Consider the following 18,360-nt stretch of genomic DNA (forward strand, 5'->3'; position numbering starts at 1 on the left):
CGGCGGGAAGTACCGGGTGTTGCGCTCCGACGCTTCCGGGCGGGCGCATTGCTCGCGCTGCGGCGTCATCCGCCCTACTCCAGGATTTCGACCGCGTCTCCGACGCGCACGGTGCCCGCGCGGCGCACGATGACGTTCTGACCGAACATCACCTTGTTGTCGATGCGGCGGAACGTGGTGAGGGTGCGCAGGGGTTCCTGGTGCGGGTCCTTGCGCGCGGTGTCCGCGTCCACGGTGATGAAGACGCAGCGGGCGCACGGCTTGACGACGGCCAGCTCGACGGTGCCGATGCGCAGGCGCTTCCAGCCGTCCTCGGCGAAGGCGTCGGTGCCGTCGACGACGAGGTTGGGACGGAAGCGCGACATGGGCACCGGCTGGGCGAGGCGCCCGTTGAGGTCGGCCAGCGAGGCCTCGGTGGTGAGGAGCAGCGGGAAGGCATCGGCGAAGCCGACGCGGTCCTCCGGTGCTGCGTAGGTCGGGTCCACGGGCCGCTGCATCCGCGAGTCCACGTACACGAGCGCGGCAGGCATGCCGAGGTACTCGGACAGCCAGCGGTCCGCGGCGGCGTCGGTGCGCGCGGCGGAGCAGGTGTCCTTCCACACGGTGACGTCGAGGCGCGGTGACGCTCCGGTGGGAAGCGGCACGGTGAGCTCGGGCATGCCCGGCGCGGACAGGTGGAGTCCCGACGGCGTGGGCACGGCTCGCACGAGCACGAGCGAGGGCAGCTCGCGCCCGGTGAGGAAGGAGCCATCGGGGCGGACCGCCATCCAGCGGCGGTCATGTTCGATGCCCAGCGGCTCCACGGTGGCGTGTTCCAGCGGGAGACCGGCGCCGGATTTGAGGGGATAGCGGAAGAGGGCCTGGAGTCGGGGCATGGGGGGCGCGGGGATGGAAGTGGCGCGTGACTCTACACCCGCTCGTGATGGAGCGATGACTCCTGTCGTGCGCTCTCCAGCGAAATTCCACCTCAGGAGATTGTGCTGGAACGCTCCTACTTCGGGAGTAGTCTCCGGGCGAGCCGCGCGAAACGCGCCTCTCCTCGCGAGGAAGCCATGCTGTCTGTCCACCTGAATCCGGCACGCCTTCCCCTGGGAACAAGAGTAGGCGACTGGTGTGTGCTGGAGCGGCGGGGATTTGGAGCTTATGGCGCCGTCTACCGCGCCGTCAGCGTGGAGGCGGCCTCGGCTCCCGTGGCCCTCAAGCTGGCCCTGCACCCCCAGGATGAGCGCTTCGCACGAGAGGTCGAGCTCCTCTCCCGCCTCCACCATCCGAACGTTCCGCGCCTGGTGGACCATGGTGTGTGGCAACAGTCCGAGGACTTCTTCTACCCGTACCTCGCCATGGATTGGGTGGAGGGCGTGTCGCTGTACGCCTGGGCGAGTGCGCACCGGCCCACGTCACGGGAGGTGCTTCAGGTGCTCGCCAGACTGGCGCGGGCCCTGGAGGCAACCCATGCCGCGGGCGGAGTGCACAGGGACGTCAAAGGCGACAACATCCTGGTGAGTCCCGCGGATGGGCGGGTCTTCCTGACCGACTTCGGCTCTGGGTCTTTCATCGGCGCCGCCACGCTGACGTGGCACCCGTTTCCACCAGGAACACCGGCATATCGCCCGCCGGAGGCGTGGCGGTCGATGCGGCTCCCAGCGCGGGAGCCGTTGGTGCCCTACGCGCCCGGTCCGGCGGACGATGTCTTCGCACTGGGCGTCACCGCCTACCGATTGGTGACCGACGAGTACCCAGACGGTGGGGACCCGGCGGCTCCCTTCGAGAACATGGAGAGAACCGGTGCACCATCCGCGCGAGCGGTCAATGCGCGCTGTTGCGAGGAGCTGGATGCACTCGTGTCTCGGATGCTCTCCAGGATCCCCGAGGCACGGGGCTCCGCCCGGGAGCTCGCCGAAGCGTTCGAACAAGCCGGGCGCGAGACAGGGCCCGAAGCAGATGTGCAGCTCTTCGCGAGCAATGCACCACGCACCGAGACCGCGAAGGTCTCGCACCCGCCCATGGCGCATCAGTCGCCCGGTCGCTCCAGATCTGCATGGCTCACGGCCGGCATCATGGGAGGCGCGCTCGCCATGGGGGCCGGGTGGATGCTGAGCGCACATCCCCGCGTGGAGCCCGTGAAGGATCAGGCCTCGACCATCGAGGACTCGAAGGACGGCGGCACCGTCGCCGTGGGAGACACCGCGCTGTTCATCCCGGTGTCTCATGTGCGGGCGCCATCCGCCTGGTCGACCATTGCAGTGGACACCCCTCCCCGCCCCCTCCCGGGACAAATCCGTCCGGACGCCACGGGCCGTTGTCCCCAGTGGCAGGTGCCCATCAATGGCGGCTGCTGGAAGAAGCTGGCCGTGGACGCGAAGAACTGCGGCGAGGGTGACTTCGTCTACAAGGGAGCGTGTTACACGCCCGCGTTCCGGCCAGCGCGTCCTCCTACTTCGAGCCCCGTGCAGTGAGCCTGACGCCGCCTTGGCAACCCGTGGCGTGGCACCAGTCCGAGGGACCGGCCGCCCTGCGTGCCTATCTCGTTCATCACTCACGACACTCCATCTGGACCTCACCCGGGCGCCCCGGAACGTAGCCCACCGTGCAATGGGTCCCCTCGGGGCAGCCCTGGGGCTGACAGTTCTCTCCACGGATGCGGGCGCATACCGATATCCCTTGTTCGAAACGCACGCACTCCTGTCCTTGCGCGCAGGGACTGTCCTCACACGTCGGCAGGCAGGATGCACCTTCGCGCCTGTCCGCACAGAACGAGCCGTCGGGGCATGACTCCGGCACATCCGTCAGGCATGGGCGACCGCAGTAGCCGCTGTTGCAGAGGAGCCCCGCGCGGCAGACCATTTCGCGTGTTGAGGTGAATGATGGGAAGCAGGGGGCTCCTTCGTCAGCCATTCCCGTGACGACGCAGAGGCGCACCCACGGTCCCGTGCCCCGACTTCGCAAGGCCTTGCAGGTGAATCCATCAGCGCACTGAAGGTCTGTCTGGCACTCACTGGCCATGCACAGGGCCTGACCTCGTGAGAAAGTCAGACACCCCAGTGGGTCTTCGCAGTCCTCGGCCTTCTCACAAGGGCGCTCATGAGTCAGGAGCGCCCGACGCTCGTCGAGTGTCAGGACCGGGCTCACCGTTCTCACGTCTCCGGCCACGGCGCTCTGTTCGAGCCATCCCTTCCCTGCCCCGAGAGCAAGTACGAGCGGAAGCGGAAGCAGGAATCCCGCGACAACCGCCAGCAGGGGTCGCCACCTCACCTGCAATCCCAGCCACATGTCTGTTCGTCCGAGCCGTCGCGCATGTGGTCGTGCGGACAACCTGTTCCGACCGTGAGGAGAACCACGAACATGGCCGCGTGGCGCCAGCGCATGAGCCCCCCCCGGGTGCAATGGCTGTCGCCACCATAGCAGCCTGGCCCTCGAACGCCTCCCCGCCTCCCTGCTCCCCACCTGGAATTTCGGCGCGAGTCAGTGACACCCTGGCCGCGCTTCATCCTCCAGTTAACACAACGAACGGGAGCCTCGAATGCGTGGGAATGTGGCGCGAAGTCTTGCGCTCGCGGTGCTGGGCCTTGCCTCCTCGGCCCCCGCGGCGGTGAGCAAGGACATCGTCGCGGGAGACCGCCGGACCCCAGCCTCGGTGCAATCGCAGAACGCCTATGCCAGCTACGTCTCGCCGGCCACCAAGGTGTTCCACGTCAGCCTGACGGGAAATGACTCCACCGGAGACGGCAGTTCCACCCGCCCCTGGCGCACGGTCGCTCGCGCGGTGCGCGGGCTGGCGGCCGGCTCCACTGTCTACATCCACGCGGGCACCTACGACGCGACCCACGTCGACCTCGCGTCCTCCTCCGCCCTGGACGGCACGGCCACCGCGCCCATCACCCTGCGCGGCGCGCCCGGCGAGACCCGCCCCGTGCTCAAGAGCAACGGCTCCTCCTCCATCTTCACCCTCAACCGGCGGTACTGGATTCTCGACGGCCTCGAGCTCGACGGCCGCTATGCCCGCGCGAACGCCGTGTTGTTCCGCTCGGACCACCTGACGCTGCGCAACAGCCTCGTTCGCGACGCCGCGCTCGACGCGCTCAACGTGCAGGCCCAGCACGTCCTCATCCAGAACAACGAGATTCGCAACACCTTCGAGCACACCGCCGGCAGCGCTCGCGGCATCGCCTGCACCCTGCACACCGACTGCGCCGCTGGCAGCTTCTGCAAGCCCGAGTACGACGCGTCCAACGTCCTGCGCAGCTACTGCCGCCAGCGCGATGACGGCCACGCCATCATCGTCCTGCCCGACTCGCACTCCGTCCTGGTGAAGGGCAACACCATCCACGACAACACCGGAGACGGCCTCCAGTGCGCCGGCCCGGTGACGGGCTACACCTCCGGCACGCGCCCCGCGGACATCACGCTGGAGGACAACGACATGTTCACCAGCCCCGCCAACCAGGGCGTCGTCGAGGAAGCCACCGACATCAAGGACTGTGACTTCGTCACCCTGCGCCGCGAGCGCTATCACGGCTTCCGCGCCGCGAAGAACTCCAGCGGCACGCTCATCGGCGGAGGCACGGCCATCTTCCACTTCGGTGCCCAGGGCATCCGGGTGGAGGACTCGGAAATCTACGACGCGTGCATGGGCCTGGGCGTGGGCAACAGCGCCAGCGACCTCGTCTCCAACATCGTCGTCGCCCGCACCCGCTTCCACCACCTCTACATGGGCGAGAAGGGCTGCGGCACTGGCGGCACCACCGGCACCGGCCTCTACGTCCAGAAGCTCAACGGTGGCGACTTCTTCCACAACACCATCTCCCAGGCGGGCCGCCAGGGCCTCGTCATCGCTGGCGCCGGGTGGACGGTGCGCAACATGGACTTCTGGAACAACGTCGTGTCGCTGTCCGCACCGGGCTCGCGCTGGCTCGTCACCGACGGCGAGTTCCTCACGGACTTCGAGTCCGACGGCAACCTCTTCTCCCACACCGATGGCTCCTCCGCGCACTTCACCTGCGACTTCCAGCAGGGACTGAAGGACCTCACCGGCTGGCGGAGCAGCGCGTGTGCCACCGGCGGCCTGATTCTGAGGGACCCGTCCAGCACGGTGGCGCCCGCGGCCTTCACCCTGGAGACGTCCGGTGACCTGAGCCTCCAGGCGTCCTCCCCCGCCGTGGACAGCGCCATGAACAACACCGGCGCCACGTATTGCGGCACCGCGCCGGACAAGGGCGCCCTGGAGCGCTGCGCCTCCACGCCGCCTCCTCCCCAGGAAGGCGGCGAGCTGCTCTGGCAGCAGCAGATGGGCACGGCCTCGGATGAGTACGGCTACGCGGTGACGGCGGACCCGAACGGCGGCGTCTACGTGGCGGGCTACTCGACGGGCGCGTTCGACTACGACAACCAGGGCGGCCGCGACGCGGTGCTGCGGCGCTACACCGCCTCGGGCACGCGCGACTGGGGCCGGCAGCTCGGCGCCGCGGGTGACGAGCACGCCTATGGCGTGGCGGCCACCACCTCCGGCGTCGTCATGGGCGGCCACGCCAGCGGCGGTGTCGCCGGAGAGACGTACGTGGGCGGCACGCTCGACGGCTTCGTCGCGAAGTACAACACGCTGGGCACGCGTGAGTGGGTGCGCATGCTGGGCACGGCGGCGGAGGACTCGGTGCGCGCGGTGGCCACGGACGGGACGGACTTCCTCGTCGCGGGCTACACGACGGGCTCGCTCCAGGCCACCAATGCGGGGCTGAAGGACGCCTTCGTGGCGAAGTACAGCGCCGCCGGTGCCCTGCTCTGGGTGCGCATGCTGGGCACGTCCGCGGACGACCTCGCGTACGGCGTGGCCGCGGACTCCAGCGGCAACGTCTACGTCGCGGGCGTCACCGGCGGAGCGCTGCCGGGCAACAGCAGCGCGGGTGGGCAGGACGTCTTCATCGCGAAGTACACCGCCCAGGGCACGCTGGCGTGGGTGCGCCAGTGGGGCAGCGCCGCGAGCGACATCGCGCAGGACGTGGAGGTGGACAGCACGGGCGCCATCGTCGTGGGCGGCTCCACCACCGGCTCTCTGGCGGCCACCTCGCAGGGCGGCACGGACGCCTTCGTGTCGCGCTGGACGAGCGCGGGCGTGCGCGAGTGGGCCCGTCAAATCGGCACCGCCGGGGAGGACTCCGGCTACGGCGTCGCCACCGATGTGGGCGGCACCGTGTACCTCACGGGCTCCAGCACCGCCGCGCTCGCCACGGGCTATGTGGGCGGCCATGACGCCTTCCTCGTGCGCTACGCCAGCGACGGCACCCGCGGCTGGGTGGAGCACCTGGGCTCCGCTACGGACGAGGTGGCGCTGGGCGCGGCCTCGCGCTCCGGCAATGGCGTGTACATCGTGGGCGGCACGATGGGCACCCTGCCCGGCCTGACGAGCGCGGGCGGCAAGGACCTCTTCCTGGGCCGCTTCGCACCGTGACGTGAGTCGAAGGGCCGTGACCCCGTTGGGCGGTCACGGCCCTCGACATCAGCCGCGCACCGAGCGTCCGCCGAAGGGCGGGTTGGCCATGATGGCCTGGGCCATGCGGTCCGCGAAGGCGCGGCCCTCGCGCGCGTACTGCTCCGCCTCCTCGGCGGTGAGGCGCACGCGGACCTCGTACATGGCGAAGCCGCCCACGACGACCTCGAGCGTCAGCGTCCCATCCGGAGCCCGCAGCAGCCGGTACATCAGCGGGCTCTGGATGAGGACCTCTTCGTCGCTCACGGAATCTCCGCGACGGTGGCCTGGTCGACGGGCGCGTTGATGACCATGATTTCGGGAATGCCGCCCGAGGTGTAGCCGCCGAACTTGAAGCAGTCCGTGTCCTCGGGCGTCTGGCACTTCCACACGCCCGGGTCCTCGTCCACCGGCAGGCGCGCGCACGACTTCGAGGCCGCCAGGTCCAGCGTCATCATTCGCAGCGGGCCCTCGAAGTTCTTCGCGGGCAGCCCGAGCGCCTGACCGATGACGGCGGGGTCATGCTTCCCATCCACCATCGACTTCGTGACGGCCTCCTGGATGGTGGCCGTGGGGGCCGCGAACAGGAAGCAGCCGCTGTCGTTGCACCGGCCGAAGTTCTTCGCGCCCGTCTGCACGACGAACTTCTGGTACAGCGCCTCCGGCATCAGCCACGACACCTTGCGGTCCTTGAAGTTCTTCTCCACGTGCTGGTCGATGCCGTACGGGCTCGCGCGCGTGTCCGCCGCCTGGGAGATGGCCTTCTGCGTGTCGTCACAGGCCGCGGTGACGGACGGCTGCTCCTCGGGAGGCGGCGTCGGACGGACGGCCCCCGGCCTGCAGCCGACGGCGACGAACAGGGAACACAGCAGGGCACCACGGAGCATTGCTTGCATGTCCATTCCTCGAATCCAGGAAAGAGTGGAAATGCATAGCTACCACAGCGGGGTTGCGGTGCTCGCGGCAACGCAACCCCGCCATGGGTTTCGTGGGCCCGTCCGGGTTACTGCGCGGGCACCACGAGGATGACGCCGGGGAGCCGCCGTCCGTGGGTAGTGCCCTCCTGGTAGAAGTCGGACAGCGCGGTAAGCCCGCGGTAGTCCTCGTGCCGTCCGCCGGCATCCATCAAGGCCGTCGCCGCCTCCTCGGGAGACTTCGCCTCGGCGAGCGCCCAGATGAGCGGCTCCGCGGCGGAGTTGAAGGTCTGGTTGTTCCGCTGCTCCCAGCTCCCCACGTAGTCCTTGGCGACGTGGCTCAGCGTCCACGCATCCTGCGGCGTGAAGCGAAGCTCCAGGTTCTGGGGCCCCTGGATGGGCACCGGCCGGCTGGTCGGCACCGGGTTGAAGCTGCGCTGGAGTCCCTCGGCGACCTCCGGGGGCGCGCCCTGCACGACGTAGTGGGTGCGCGTGCCTTCCGGATCCACCGTCCCGTCGGCCTTGTACGCCCGGTTGAGCTGCAGCGTCCGGTCGCCGTTGCTCACGGTGAACTCCGAGCTCACCGCGCCGTCATCCTGGAAGGTCTGCTTGTGGTCGATGCCGTACTCGGTGCCCACCGCGATGCCGCCCGTCACGGAGCCGAGACGGCCCGAGCCCTCCAGCTTGCCGCCGTTCTTGAAGCTGGACTGGTAGATGTCGGCGCTGCCCACGGCCGCGTTGCCTCCGCCCGGCGGCAGCTGTCCGTGCTTCAGGAAGTAGTCGTAGACCGCGTCCGCGCCCGGCTTGCGCAGGTCGAGCTCGAGGGACTTCTGCGTCTGCGTGGTGAAGGACTTCTCGACCTCAGCCTTGCCGGTGGCCTCGAAGAGCCCGTCCTCGTCCTCGACGTAGCCACTCAGCGAGAAGGCTCCCTTCAGGCCCTCCGTCGAGCCCGTGACGAGCCGCACCGTGTTCGCATCCACGCGCTCGACGGCCACCGAGCGACCGGTGATGTCCGCCCCGCCCGTCTCCAGGCGCCCGCCCGCGAAGACGCGGTTGATTGGAGGCTGCGCGGCCTCCTCGGGCGTCGCGTCCGGGTCCGGCTTCGCGTCCAGTCCCAGCTTCTTCTGGCCGGGGAGCGTTCCCACCACGCGTCCCGCCTCCGCCACGACACCGTGGCCTCGCAGGTCCTCCATCTTGACGACGAGCGTGGAGCCCACCGGCAGCGAGCGGACATCGAACGGGTCCGGAGCGAGCTGGGGGTTGTCCTGGTAGCGACGGGCGTCGCTGGCGGGCACCGTGAGCTCATAGGTGAGCTCGTTGGACTGCGAGTACTTGTAGCCCGCCTTGCCCACCACGAGCCCGTTGTCCACGGAGGCGCCCGTGAAGACCTCCTCCTTGCGCTCCTGCTTCACCTCGAAGGTGACGGTGGTCAATCCGGAGCCGGGCTGGAGCCGCGGCGGGGAGGCCTTGACGCTGCGCTGGTACTCGCTGGTGACGTCGACGCCTCCGTTGAGCTTCGTTCCGCCCACCGTCTTCTTGGGCGTCTCGAGGCTCTTCTCGTAGAAGGCGCCCCGCTTGATTTCCGGCGTCCCGGGGCGCGGGAGCGCACCGTACGAGAGGTCCCTCGGAATCGCCTCACCGAAGGGCCGTGCGCTCCGGTCCGCCTGCTCGAAGCGACGCTCGCGGGCGAGCTCCAGCCGCTCGGTGGGCGTGGGCGGCTGGGGCGGCGCCGGAGGCCGGGTGAGGAAGTCGGGAGGCCGCGAGAAGAAGCCAGGGCCCGGTGGCGTGGCCGGAGGTGCCATCGGCGGATGCCACTTCTTCTCCGACGACGCGGGCGGCGGGTTTGCCCCCAGCTCCAGCTTCCGGTCCTTCATGCTCTCGTAGCGGTCCACGGGCTTCTGCGACCGGGCGCGGGTGGCCGCCGCCGCGCTGTTCGCCGCGGCCGTCGCGCTCGCCTTCGCGGCCTTCGCGGCGGCCGTCGCCTTCTCCACCGCCGCGGCCAGCTTGACGTCGCCCCTGCCGCGGTTCTCCAGCTTCTCCAGCGCGTCCGACAGCTTCGCCGCCGCGTTGTTCGCCTTCTGCGCCGCCTTTGCCGCGGCCTCGGCCAGCGACTTCGCCCGGGCCTCCAGCTCGCGGGCCTTCTGCACGTTTCGCTCCGCCGCCGCGGCGGCCGCTGCTTCCGCCGCCTTGCGCGCCGCTTCCGCCGCGGCACGGGCCGCCTGCTGCGCGTCCTCGACAGTCTGGTTCACCGAATCCGAGCCCCCGCTCAGACCCGTGGCCTGACTCCCCCTCACTTCCGTCGCATTCACGTGTTTTCCCCCTCTGCGTACAGCCACGACAATAGGCACACGGATGTCTTACGTGACATCCGCGCGCTCATTTCAGTTGTCGGAGGGAGGAGGCCCGATGTTGCGCGTCGCGGCATCCGACGTGTGAAACATGGAACTCAAACCAGAGCCGGGCGGGGCGTGAATCCGCCCCACCCCGCTCCGACGTCAGGCCTGCTTGGACTTGCGAGGCCTCTTCGCGGCGCCGGTGATTTCCAGCGACAGGTCCATGGCCCGCGCCGAGTGCGTCAGCGCGCCCATGGACACGAAGTCCACGCCGAGCTTCGCCAGGCGGGGCAGCCGGTCCAGGGTGACGCCGCCGGAGACCTCGAGCGGGACGCGGCCGTTCGTCAGCTTCACGGCCTCGCGAATCTGCGCGTCGTCCATGTTGTCGAGCATGATGACGTCCGCGCCGTGCTCAATCGCCTCGGCGAGCTGCTTGAGGTTGGTGACCTCGATTTCAATCTTCACCAGCCGGGGGCCGTTGAGCTTCGCCAGGCGGAGCGCCTCGGAGATGGAGCCGCCCACGGCCGCGATGTGGTTGTCCTTGATGAGGATGCCGTCGAAGAGGCCGAAGCGGTGGTTGGAGGCCCCGCCCATGCGCACGGCGTCCTTGGCCAGCGAGCGCATGCCGGGCGGCGTCTTGCGGGTGTCCAGCACCTTCAGCTTGGACCCCCGCACCGACGTCATGGCCTGCTGGGCCAGGGTGGCGATGCCGGCGGCGCGCTGGACGAGGTTGAGCGCGGTGCGCTCCGCCGCGAGCAGCGAGCGCATCCGCCCGTGGCAGCGCGCGGCGACCATCTTCGGTTTGATTTCCTCGCCGTCGCGCTTGAGCAGCTCCACTTCCACGTCCGGATCCACCATGTGGAAGGTCCGGACGAAGGCGTCGAGCCCCGCGACCACCAACTGCTCCTTGGCGACCAGCTCCGCGCTGCCCTCCGCGTCGGGAGGGATGAGGGCCTGGGAGGTGACGTCACCCGCCGCCCCCAGGTCTTCGTCGAGTGCGAGTGCGATGAGCCGATCGAGGTAGTCCTGCTGCACGTCGCCTCCAGTTACCGCCGGGCCTTCGCCCGTGCAGCGGGCTTCGCCCGGGTGGCCTTCTTCGCCGCCGCCTTCTTCGCGGGGGCCTTCTTCGCCGCCGTCTTCCGGCCCGCCGCCTTCTTCGCGGGAGCCTTCTTCACGGCCGCCTTCTTCGCCGGAGCCTTCTTCGCGACGGCCTTCTTCGCCGCGCCCTTGCCGGCCGCCTTCTTCGCGGGAGCCTTCTTCGCCGCCGCCTTCTTCGCGGGGGCCTTCTTCGCCGCCGCCTTCTTCGCGGGGGCCTTGCCCGCGGCCTTCTTCGCCGGAGCCTTCTTCGCCGCGGCCGGCGCCTTCCGGGCCACCGCCGACGTCCCCGCCGCCTTCTTCGCCGGCGCGGCCGCCTTCTTCACCGCGGGGGCCTCGGCCTCCTCGGTGGTCGGGGCGGGCGCCAGCTTGTCGCCGTGCACCTTGCCGGGAGCGGTCGCCTTCTTCTTCGAGGCGGAGCGCACGGGCTCGCCCTGCGTCACCTCGCGCGTGGGCAACATGTCCCCGTGGGCCTTCACCGGGCCGGACTCACCCTCCTCCGCCTCGGCGCCCTCGGCCGGCGTCTCGCGGGTGTCGCCACCCTCCTTGGCCCGGTTGAACTCGCGCATCGCGTCGTCCACCAGCCCCATGGTCATGTACGCCACGCCGAGGTCATGGTGGTCGGATGGCGACAGGCCCTCCTTCGTGCCCTCGCGCAGCTTCGCGAGCGCGTCCTGCACCTGCGTGTCCCCGGCCTCGGACGCGGTGCCGGTCTCGCCCAGTTCACCCTTCAGCTCCTGGCCCAGGTCCACGCCGCCCTTCTCTTCCTGATTCGGGGCGACCTTCACCTGGGCCGGGGCGGAGGGGGAGGCACCCTCTTCCGCGGTGGGGGTGCTGCTCTCGGGAGTGGTGCTCTCGGACGGCGGCGTCTCTGGCATGGCGGGCTCCGGGGCAATCCGCTGCAGGTGGTCCTGAAGCTTGGCCTTGCGCTCCTTCAGCTCCTCGACGCGGGCGCGGTCCTTCTCCACCACGTCCGGGGGCGCCTTGGCCACGAAGTTGGGGTTCTCCAGCTTGCGCAGCACGCCGGCCATCTCCTGCTCGGCGCGGGCAATCTCCTTCTTCAACCGCTCGCGCTCCGCGTCCAGGTCGACGAGGCCCGCCAGCGGGACGTAGATCTCCAGGTTGGAGCCCACGAAGGCGGCGGCCTGCGGCGGCTTGGCGCCCGGCGCTCCCACCGTCACCTCGGACAGGCCGGCCAGCGGCATGAGGTAGCCGCGCCAGCGCTCCAGCAGCTCACGCGTGCGCACGTCCGCGCTCTGCACCACCGCCTTCACCTTGGTGGCGGGCGACAGGTTGCTCTCGCCGCGGATGGTGCGCAGGCCCTCGATGGCGGCGATGACCGGCGCCATCTCGCCTTCCGCCGCCTCGTCCACGTGCGCCGCGTCCGGCTCCGGGTACGGGGCAATCATGATGCTGTCCGTCGGCCGGGCCATCGGCAGCTTCTGCCAGATCTCCTCGGTGATGAACGGCATGAACGGGTGCAGCAGCCGCAGGATGCGGTCCAGGCAGTACACGAGCACCCGGCGCGTGGAGTCCTTCGCCGCCGCGTCCTCGCCGTACAGCGAGCCCTTCGCCAGCTCGATGTACCAGTCGCAGAACTCCGCCCAGAGGAACTGGTAGAGCGTGGAGGCGGCCTCGCCGAAGCTGTACGACTCCAGCAGCGCGCGCGCCTCCGTGGTGGCGCGCTGGAGGCGGGAGAGAATCCAGCGGTCCGCCAGCGTCAGCGTGCTCCGGTCCAGCGGGCCGGCCTCCATCCGGAAGTCGCCCATGTTCATCAGGGCGAAGCGGCTGGCGTTCCACAGCTTGTTGCCGAAGGCCTTGTAGCCCTCGAGCCGGTCCATCGACAGCTTGATGTCGCGGCCCTGCTGGGTGAGCGAGGCGAGCGTGAAGCGCAGCGCGTCCGCGCCGAACGGCGGCATGCCCTGCGGGAACCGGTTCTTCAGCGTCGGCTGGAGCTTGTCGGCCGGGGCGCCGAGGACGATGTCCAGGGGGTCGATGACGTTCCCCTTCGTCTTGGACATCTTCTGGCCCTTCTCGTCGCGCACCATCGCGTGCAGGTACACGGTGCGGAAGGGCACATCCCCCATGAAGTGGATGCCCATCATCATCATCCGGGCGACCCAGAAGAAGATGATGTCGTGGCCCGTCTCCATGACGGACGTCGGGTAGAAGGTCTTCAGCTCCGGCGTCTCACGCGGCCAGCCCAGCGTGGAGAACGGCCACAGGCCGGACGAGAACCAGGTGTCCAGCACGTCCGGGTCCTGGATGAAGGACGCGCCGCCGCACTTCGGGCAGGACTTCGGCTGCTCGCGCGCGACGATGGGCTCCGCGCGCGCGAAGTCCACCCCGCCCACCTTCACCGTGGGGGCGTCCAGCGGCAGGTCCGTGTCGTCGCCCTGCCGCGGGCTGCACGAGGTGCAGTAGTACGCGGGAATCTGGTGGCCCCACCACAGCTGGCGGCTGACGCACCAGTCGTGGATGTTGCGCATCCAGTGGAAGAACGTGTTCGTCCAGGACTCGGGGACGAACTTCGTGCGGCCCTGCTCCACCGCCTCGATGGCCGGCTTCGCCAGCGGCTCAATCTTGATGAACCACTGCGGAGACAGGCGCGGCTCCACCACCGTGGCGCAGCGCTGGCAGGTGCCCACGTTCAGCATGTGGGGCTCTTCCTTCTCCAGCAGCCCCTGCTCCGTGAGGTCCGCCAGCACCTGCTTGCGCGCCTCGAAGCGGTCCAGGCCGGCGTACTTGCCGGTCTCCTTCGTCATCCGGGCCGCTTCGTCCAGGATGGTGAGCATGGGCAGCTTGTGCCGCAGGCCCGTCTGGTAGTCGTTGAAGTCGTGCGCCGGCGTCACCTTCACCACGCCGGTGCCAAACTTCGGGTCCACCAGCTCCGCGTCCGCGATGATGGGAATCTCGCGGTCGGTCAGCGGCAGCTTCACGCTCTTGCCGGCCAGCCCCAGGTAGCGCTCGTCCTCCGGGTGGATGGCCACCGCGGTGTCGCCCAGCATCGTCTCCGGGCGCGTGGTGGCCACGGTGAGCGTGCGGTCGCTGTCCTTGACGGGGTAGCGGATGTGCCAGATGGAGCCCTTCTTCGACTCCTCGTGCTCCACCTCCAGGTCGCTGAGGGCGGTGCGGCACGAGGGGCACCAGTTGATGAGCTTCTGGGCCCGGTACATCAGGCCCTCTTCGTACAGACGCACGAAGACCTCGCGCACGGCGGCGGAGGACTGCTCGTCCATGGTGAAGCGCTCGCGGCTCCAGTCCAGCGAGGCGCCCAGGAAGCGGTGCTGCTCGCCGATGCGGGCGCCGTACTTGCCCTTCCACTCCCAGACGCGCTCCAGGAAGGCGGCGCGGCCGAGGTCGTGCCGGCTCTTGCCCTCGGTCTTCTTCAGCTCCTTCTCCACCACCATCTGCGTGGCGATGCCGGCGTGGTCCGTGCCGGGGAGCCACAGGGTGTTGAAGCCGCTCATCCGCTTCCAGCGCGCGAGGATGTCCTGGATGGTGGCGGTGAGCGCGTGGCCGATGTGGAGGCTGCCCGTCACGTTGGGCGGCGGCAGCACGATGGAGAAGGCGGGCTTGTCGGAGGTCGCCTCGGCGCGGAAGTAGTTCCGCTCCATCCAGCAGGCGTACCAGCGGGCCTCGACCTCGGTGGGCTCGTAGGCCTTGGACAGTTCAGTGGTGTCGGTCATTGCGGACGGCCAGCCCCGGGGGAACCGGGGCCGGCGGGAAGGTCTTGGAGAGAGGTTAAGGCGAGGAACGCGTCAGTGCTGCGTCTCCCGGTCCTTGATGAGCCGCTCGAGCTCCTCACGGATGATGGTCTCCGCCAGCTGCGGTACCACCTCCCAGGCAATCTTCTCGATGACCTCGCGGGAGGCCTTCGAGAGCGCCTCGCGCAGCAGCGCCTCGCCACCATCCGCGGCGGTCGGACGGGCCGTGGCCGGAGCGGCGGTCGGCGCCACCGCGGTCGGAGCGGCCGTCGGGGGGCCGCCCATGTCCAGGGAGATCTCCTCGGCACCGCTGGGCTCGGGCAGCGAGTCCTCGATGCTGATGGAAGGCTGGGCTGCCTGCGGCGCCGCCGTGGGAGCGCCCAGTCCGAACGGGTCCCTCGCGCGGGCCGCCGGCTGGGTCGCGCCACCCGGCGCGGGAGGCAGCGGCGCGGCGCCGCCCGGAGGACGCGGGAAGCCCGGCTGGCTGCCCTGGGGAATCCCCGGACGGGCCATGCCCGGCGCCGGCCCACCCGGAGGCGCGGGCACGCCCGGACGCGGCGGCATGCCCGGTGCGGACGCACCCGGCGGAGGCGGCACGCCCGGACGCGCGGCGGCGCCCGGAGGCGGCATGCCAGGGCCCGGAGGACGCGGCGCGCCCGGAGCACCCGGAGGCGGCATTCCAGGCCCCGGCGGACGGGCCATGCCCGGCCCCGGCGGCATCCCGGGGCCCGGAGGACGCGGCGCGCCCGGCGCGCCCGGAGGCGGCATTCCCGGCCCGGGAGGACGGGCCATGCCCGGCCCCGGCGGCATGCCCGGTCCCGGAGGACGCGGCGCGCCCGGAGCACCCGGCGGCATGCCCGGGCCCGGAGGACGCGGCACGGCCGGCTGGGTGCCCTGCGGAATGCCCGGACGGGCGGCCGTGGGCGCGCCCGGCTGCGGGCCCGGAGGCACCGGCGCGGGAGTGGCCGGCTGGGCGGTGGGCGGGCGCACCTGCGTGGCCGCGGAGGCCGGCATGGTGTTGGACTTCTGCCCCACCAGCGCCTTCACCTTGTCGAGCAGCACCTGGCTCTCGAAGGGCTTGGCGATGTGGTCATCGGCGCGGGCGGCGCGGGCGCGGTTCTCGTCGAACGCCTCGAAGGTCCCCGCCAGCAGCACCACGGGGATGCCCTGGGTGGCCGGGTCGCTCTTCAGGGCCTCGCAGACCTCGTAGCCGCTCTTGCCCGGCATCATCACATCGGCGAGGACGACGTCCGGGCGCAGCTCGCGGGTACGGGAGATGGCGTCCAGCCCGTTGTCCACCGCGGTCACCTGAAAGTCCTCGGTCGCGAAGATCATCCCAATCACCTTGCGGATGGTGAGCGAGTCATCGGCGACCAGCAGATTCTTGGGCATCGGTTCGGGCCTCGGGGGGCGTCCCACCCCCCTGAATTCGTTGGAGATTCCTGCCGCGAAAAACCCAGGTCGCGGCCCTGTATCAAGCGGGGCAGCTTACGTTTCGCGCTCCAGCACGATCAAGAAAACATGCGCTGCAGGTCCAGGAACAGCACGGAGCCTGTCAACCCGGGGGCACGGAAGGCCCCAATGGTGGTCTCCGGCTCGAAGTGCTGCAGCACGCCGAGCACCCGGGTGGCCGTCAGCCCCACGTTCCGGCCGGCCAGCTCCGTGAGGATGAAGAGGGCCTCGGGTACCGGGGGTGAGCCCAGCAGCGCGGGGACCGAGCAGATGGGCCACAGCACCTGGGCGTGCGGGAAGATGCCGGCCACCGGCCCGCTCTGCACGGGCAGGACGCTGAAGGCCTCCCCTCGCGATATCACCTGGGAGACGAAGCCCAGCGGGACGCCGAACAGGCGCCCCTGCGATTCGAAGACGAGCGCCTTGTCGGGCGTGGACTCGGCCCAGTGGACGGGGCGCAGGGCCGCGGGCGCGGCCCGGGGGCCCACCCGGTGGGGCAGCGCCTCGGCGATGAGCTCCAGGTAGAGCCGCTCCTTGTGCAGCACCGCGCCCCGGCTCAGGGGGGCCAGCGAGTCCGCCAGCCCGGGGGGCAGGAGGAAGAATGGCGCCCGCGCCACGTCGGCGACCTCCACCACGGAGCGCACCCGCACGGCCAGGGTGGGACTCACGTCGAGCACCACCACCATGCCCGGCCCCTCCTCGGGCAGGCCGCCGAGCAGGGCCGACAGGTCCTTCACCTCCAGCACGCCACGCAGGCTGGAGCCGTTGGCGCCGGGCATGGCCACTTCCATGACGGAGGTGGCCTCCACCGCGTAGCGCGTCTCTCCTGCCTCCACGAGAAGGCAGAGCCGGCGTCCGCTTTCGAAGGGTGACACGGCCCTACCCTAGCAGCCTTCCTCGCCTTGGTGGTAAGCCGTTGAGCCAGATGGCGCGCATCCTCCTCGTCGACGACGAAAAGATCGCCCGCACCCTCTACGGCGACTACCTCACGGCCGTGGGGCACGCCGTCACGGCGGTGGGCTCGCTCCAGGACGCGCGGGAGGCGCTGGCCGGGGACCGCTTCGACGCGGTGGTGACGGACCTCATCCTCCCCGGTGGCGACGGCATGGAGGTGCTGCGCCACGTGCGCGAGCGCCACCCCGGCGTGGAGGTGGTGGTCATCACCGGCCTGGAGAAGGTGGACCCCGCCGTGCGCGCCATCAAGAGCGGCGCGGCCGAGTACCTCGTCAAGCCGGTGGCCCCCGAGGCCCTCCAGCACGCCGTCCGCCGCGCCCTCACCACGCGAGACCTCCTCCAGGAGAACGCCTCGCTGCGCCGGCACGTCGCCATGCTGGAGGCCGGCCAGCGCATCGCCACCACGCTGGAGCGCGAGAAGCTGGCCTCCGCCACCACGAGCGCGCTGGAGTCCATGGCCTGCGCCAGCGCCGTGGTGCTGCTGGAGCGCGACGGCGACAAGGGCCTGCGGCTCCAGGGCGTCCGCGGACTGCCTCCGCGGCACGAGCCGGAGCTGGTGGCCACCCTCGTGGAGCGCCTCTCGAATGCGCGCGCGCCCCGGGAGCTGGAAGGGCTGGACGCCGCCTTCCCGCGCGTCCTCTCCATCCCCGCCGTGGAGGGCACCACGGTGCTGGGCCACGCGGTGCTCTTCTTCGACGGCGCCGAGCCGGAGTGGACCGGCGAGACGGCGGGCTACCTGGTGCGCAACTGGGCACTGGCGCTGCGCAACCTCGGGCGCTTCGCGGCGGTGGAGGACCTGGCGTACGTCGACGACCTCACCCGCCTCTTCAACACGCGCTACCTGCACCTGGTGCTGGACCGCGAGGTCCAGGACTCCGTCCAGACGCAGCGGCCCTTCAGCCTGCTGTTCCTGGACCTGGACCACTTCAAGTCCATCAACGACACGCACGGCCACCTCGTGGGCTCGCGGCTGTTGGTGGAGACGGCCCGGGTGGTGAAGGGCTGCGTGAGAGACCACGACGTGGTGGCCCGCTACGGCGGCGACGAGTACGTGGTGCTCCTGCGCAACACCGACTCCGGCGGCGCGCTCAAGGTGGCGGAGCGCATCCGCCGCACCATGGAGACGCACCTGTTCCTCGCGCGCGAGGGGCTGTCGCTGAAGCTCAGCACGTGCATCGGCGTGGCCAGCTTCCCCGAGCACGCCCGGGACAAGGCCACGCTGCTGGACCTGGCGGACCGGGCCATGTACCGGGGCAAGCGTGGCTCCCGGAATGTCGTCTACATGGCGGCCCTGGATCTGGAGCCGCTGCCGGCGGAGCGGCGCCAGGGCGGCAGCGGCCCCGGCGGCTCCAGCACGTAGCGGCTCAGCGGCGCAGGTTGCCCACGGTGAGGCGCTTGGTCGGGGTGGTCTCCACCTCGGCGCGTGCTCCCCCGCCCTCCTTGCC

The 18,360-nt window shown here is 70.4% G+C and carries 11 protein-coding genes; 3 read left to right on the top strand and 8 right to left on the bottom strand.

From position 1 onward, the window contains the following. Positions 1–74: 74 nt before the first annotated feature. Entirely contained in the window at positions 75–875 is an 801-nt protein-coding gene (locus tag HG543_RS04345; RefSeq protein WP_169343372.1) for an MOSC domain-containing protein, read from the bottom strand. Between the two features lie 177 nt (positions 876–1,052). Here HG543_RS04345 and HG543_RS04350 point away from each other — a divergent pair, with 177 nt between their 5' ends. Then, positions 1,053–2,456: a serine/threonine-protein kinase gene (locus HG543_RS04350; RefSeq protein WP_169343373.1), complete on the top strand. Its 1,404-nt coding sequence runs from the start codon at positions 1,053–1,055 to the stop codon at positions 2,454–2,456. A 1,064-nt stretch (positions 2,457–3,520) separates the two neighbouring features. Beyond that, on the top strand, positions 3,521–6,442 hold the full coding sequence (locus HG543_RS04355) for an SBBP repeat-containing protein (protein WP_169343374.1): 2,922 nt from the start codon (positions 3,521–3,523) through the stop codon (positions 6,440–6,442). A 48-nt stretch (positions 6,443–6,490) separates the two neighbouring features. Here the strand turns inward: HG543_RS04355 and HG543_RS04360 are convergent, their stop codons facing one another. The 7 genes from HG543_RS04360 to HG543_RS04390 form a co-directional block, all read right to left on the bottom strand. Further along, complete coding sequence (locus HG543_RS04360) at positions 6,491–6,727, bottom strand: hypothetical protein (protein ID WP_169343375.1); 237 nt, start codon at positions 6,725–6,727, stop codon at positions 6,491–6,493. Next, positions 6,724–7,356 (bottom strand): hypothetical protein, encoded by a 633-nt coding sequence (locus tag HG543_RS04365; RefSeq protein WP_169343376.1) that lies wholly within the window; start codon positions 7,354–7,356, stop codon positions 6,724–6,726. Before HG543_RS04365 ends, HG543_RS04360 begins: the two co-directional genes overlap by 4 nt. Before the next feature lie 107 nt (positions 7,357–7,463). Then, positions 7,464–9,623: a hypothetical protein gene (locus HG543_RS04370; RefSeq protein ID WP_169343377.1), complete on the bottom strand. Its 2,160-nt coding sequence runs from the start codon at positions 9,621–9,623 to the stop codon at positions 7,464–7,466. A gap of 246 nt (positions 9,624–9,869) precedes the next feature. Further along, positions 9,870–10,742, bottom strand: a complete 873-nt coding sequence (gene nadC, locus HG543_RS04375) for a carboxylating nicotinate-nucleotide diphosphorylase (RefSeq protein ID WP_171818422.1) — start codon at positions 10,740–10,742, stop codon at positions 9,870–9,872. An 11-nt stretch (positions 10,743–10,753) separates the two neighbouring features. Then, positions 10,754–14,491, bottom strand: coding sequence for a valine--tRNA ligase (locus HG543_RS04380; protein WP_169343378.1), 3,738 nt, complete (start codon positions 14,489–14,491; stop codon positions 10,754–10,756). A gap of 72 nt (positions 14,492–14,563) precedes the next feature. After that, positions 14,564–15,901: a response regulator gene (locus tag HG543_RS04385; RefSeq protein WP_169343379.1), complete on the bottom strand. Its 1,338-nt coding sequence runs from the start codon at positions 15,899–15,901 to the stop codon at positions 14,564–14,566. Positions 15,902–16,020: 119 nt separating this feature from the next. Next, on the bottom strand, positions 16,021–16,836 hold the full coding sequence (locus HG543_RS04390) for a chemotaxis protein CheW (protein WP_169343380.1): 816 nt from the start codon (positions 16,834–16,836) through the stop codon (positions 16,021–16,023). A 50-nt stretch (positions 16,837–16,886) separates the two neighbouring features. Between HG543_RS04390 and HG543_RS04395 the strand changes: the two genes are divergently transcribed. Beyond that, positions 16,887–18,275 carry a GGDEF domain-containing protein gene (locus tag HG543_RS04395; RefSeq protein ID WP_169343385.1) on the top strand — a complete coding sequence of 463 codons (1,389 nt, stop codon included), beginning with the start codon at positions 16,887–16,889 and terminating at the stop codon, positions 18,273–18,275. Positions 18,276–18,360 lie beyond the last annotated feature (85 nt).

The organism is Pyxidicoccus fallax (assembly GCF_012933655.1).
Classification (GTDB): Bacteria; Myxococcota; Myxococcia; order Myxococcales; family Myxococcaceae; genus Myxococcus; species Myxococcus fallax.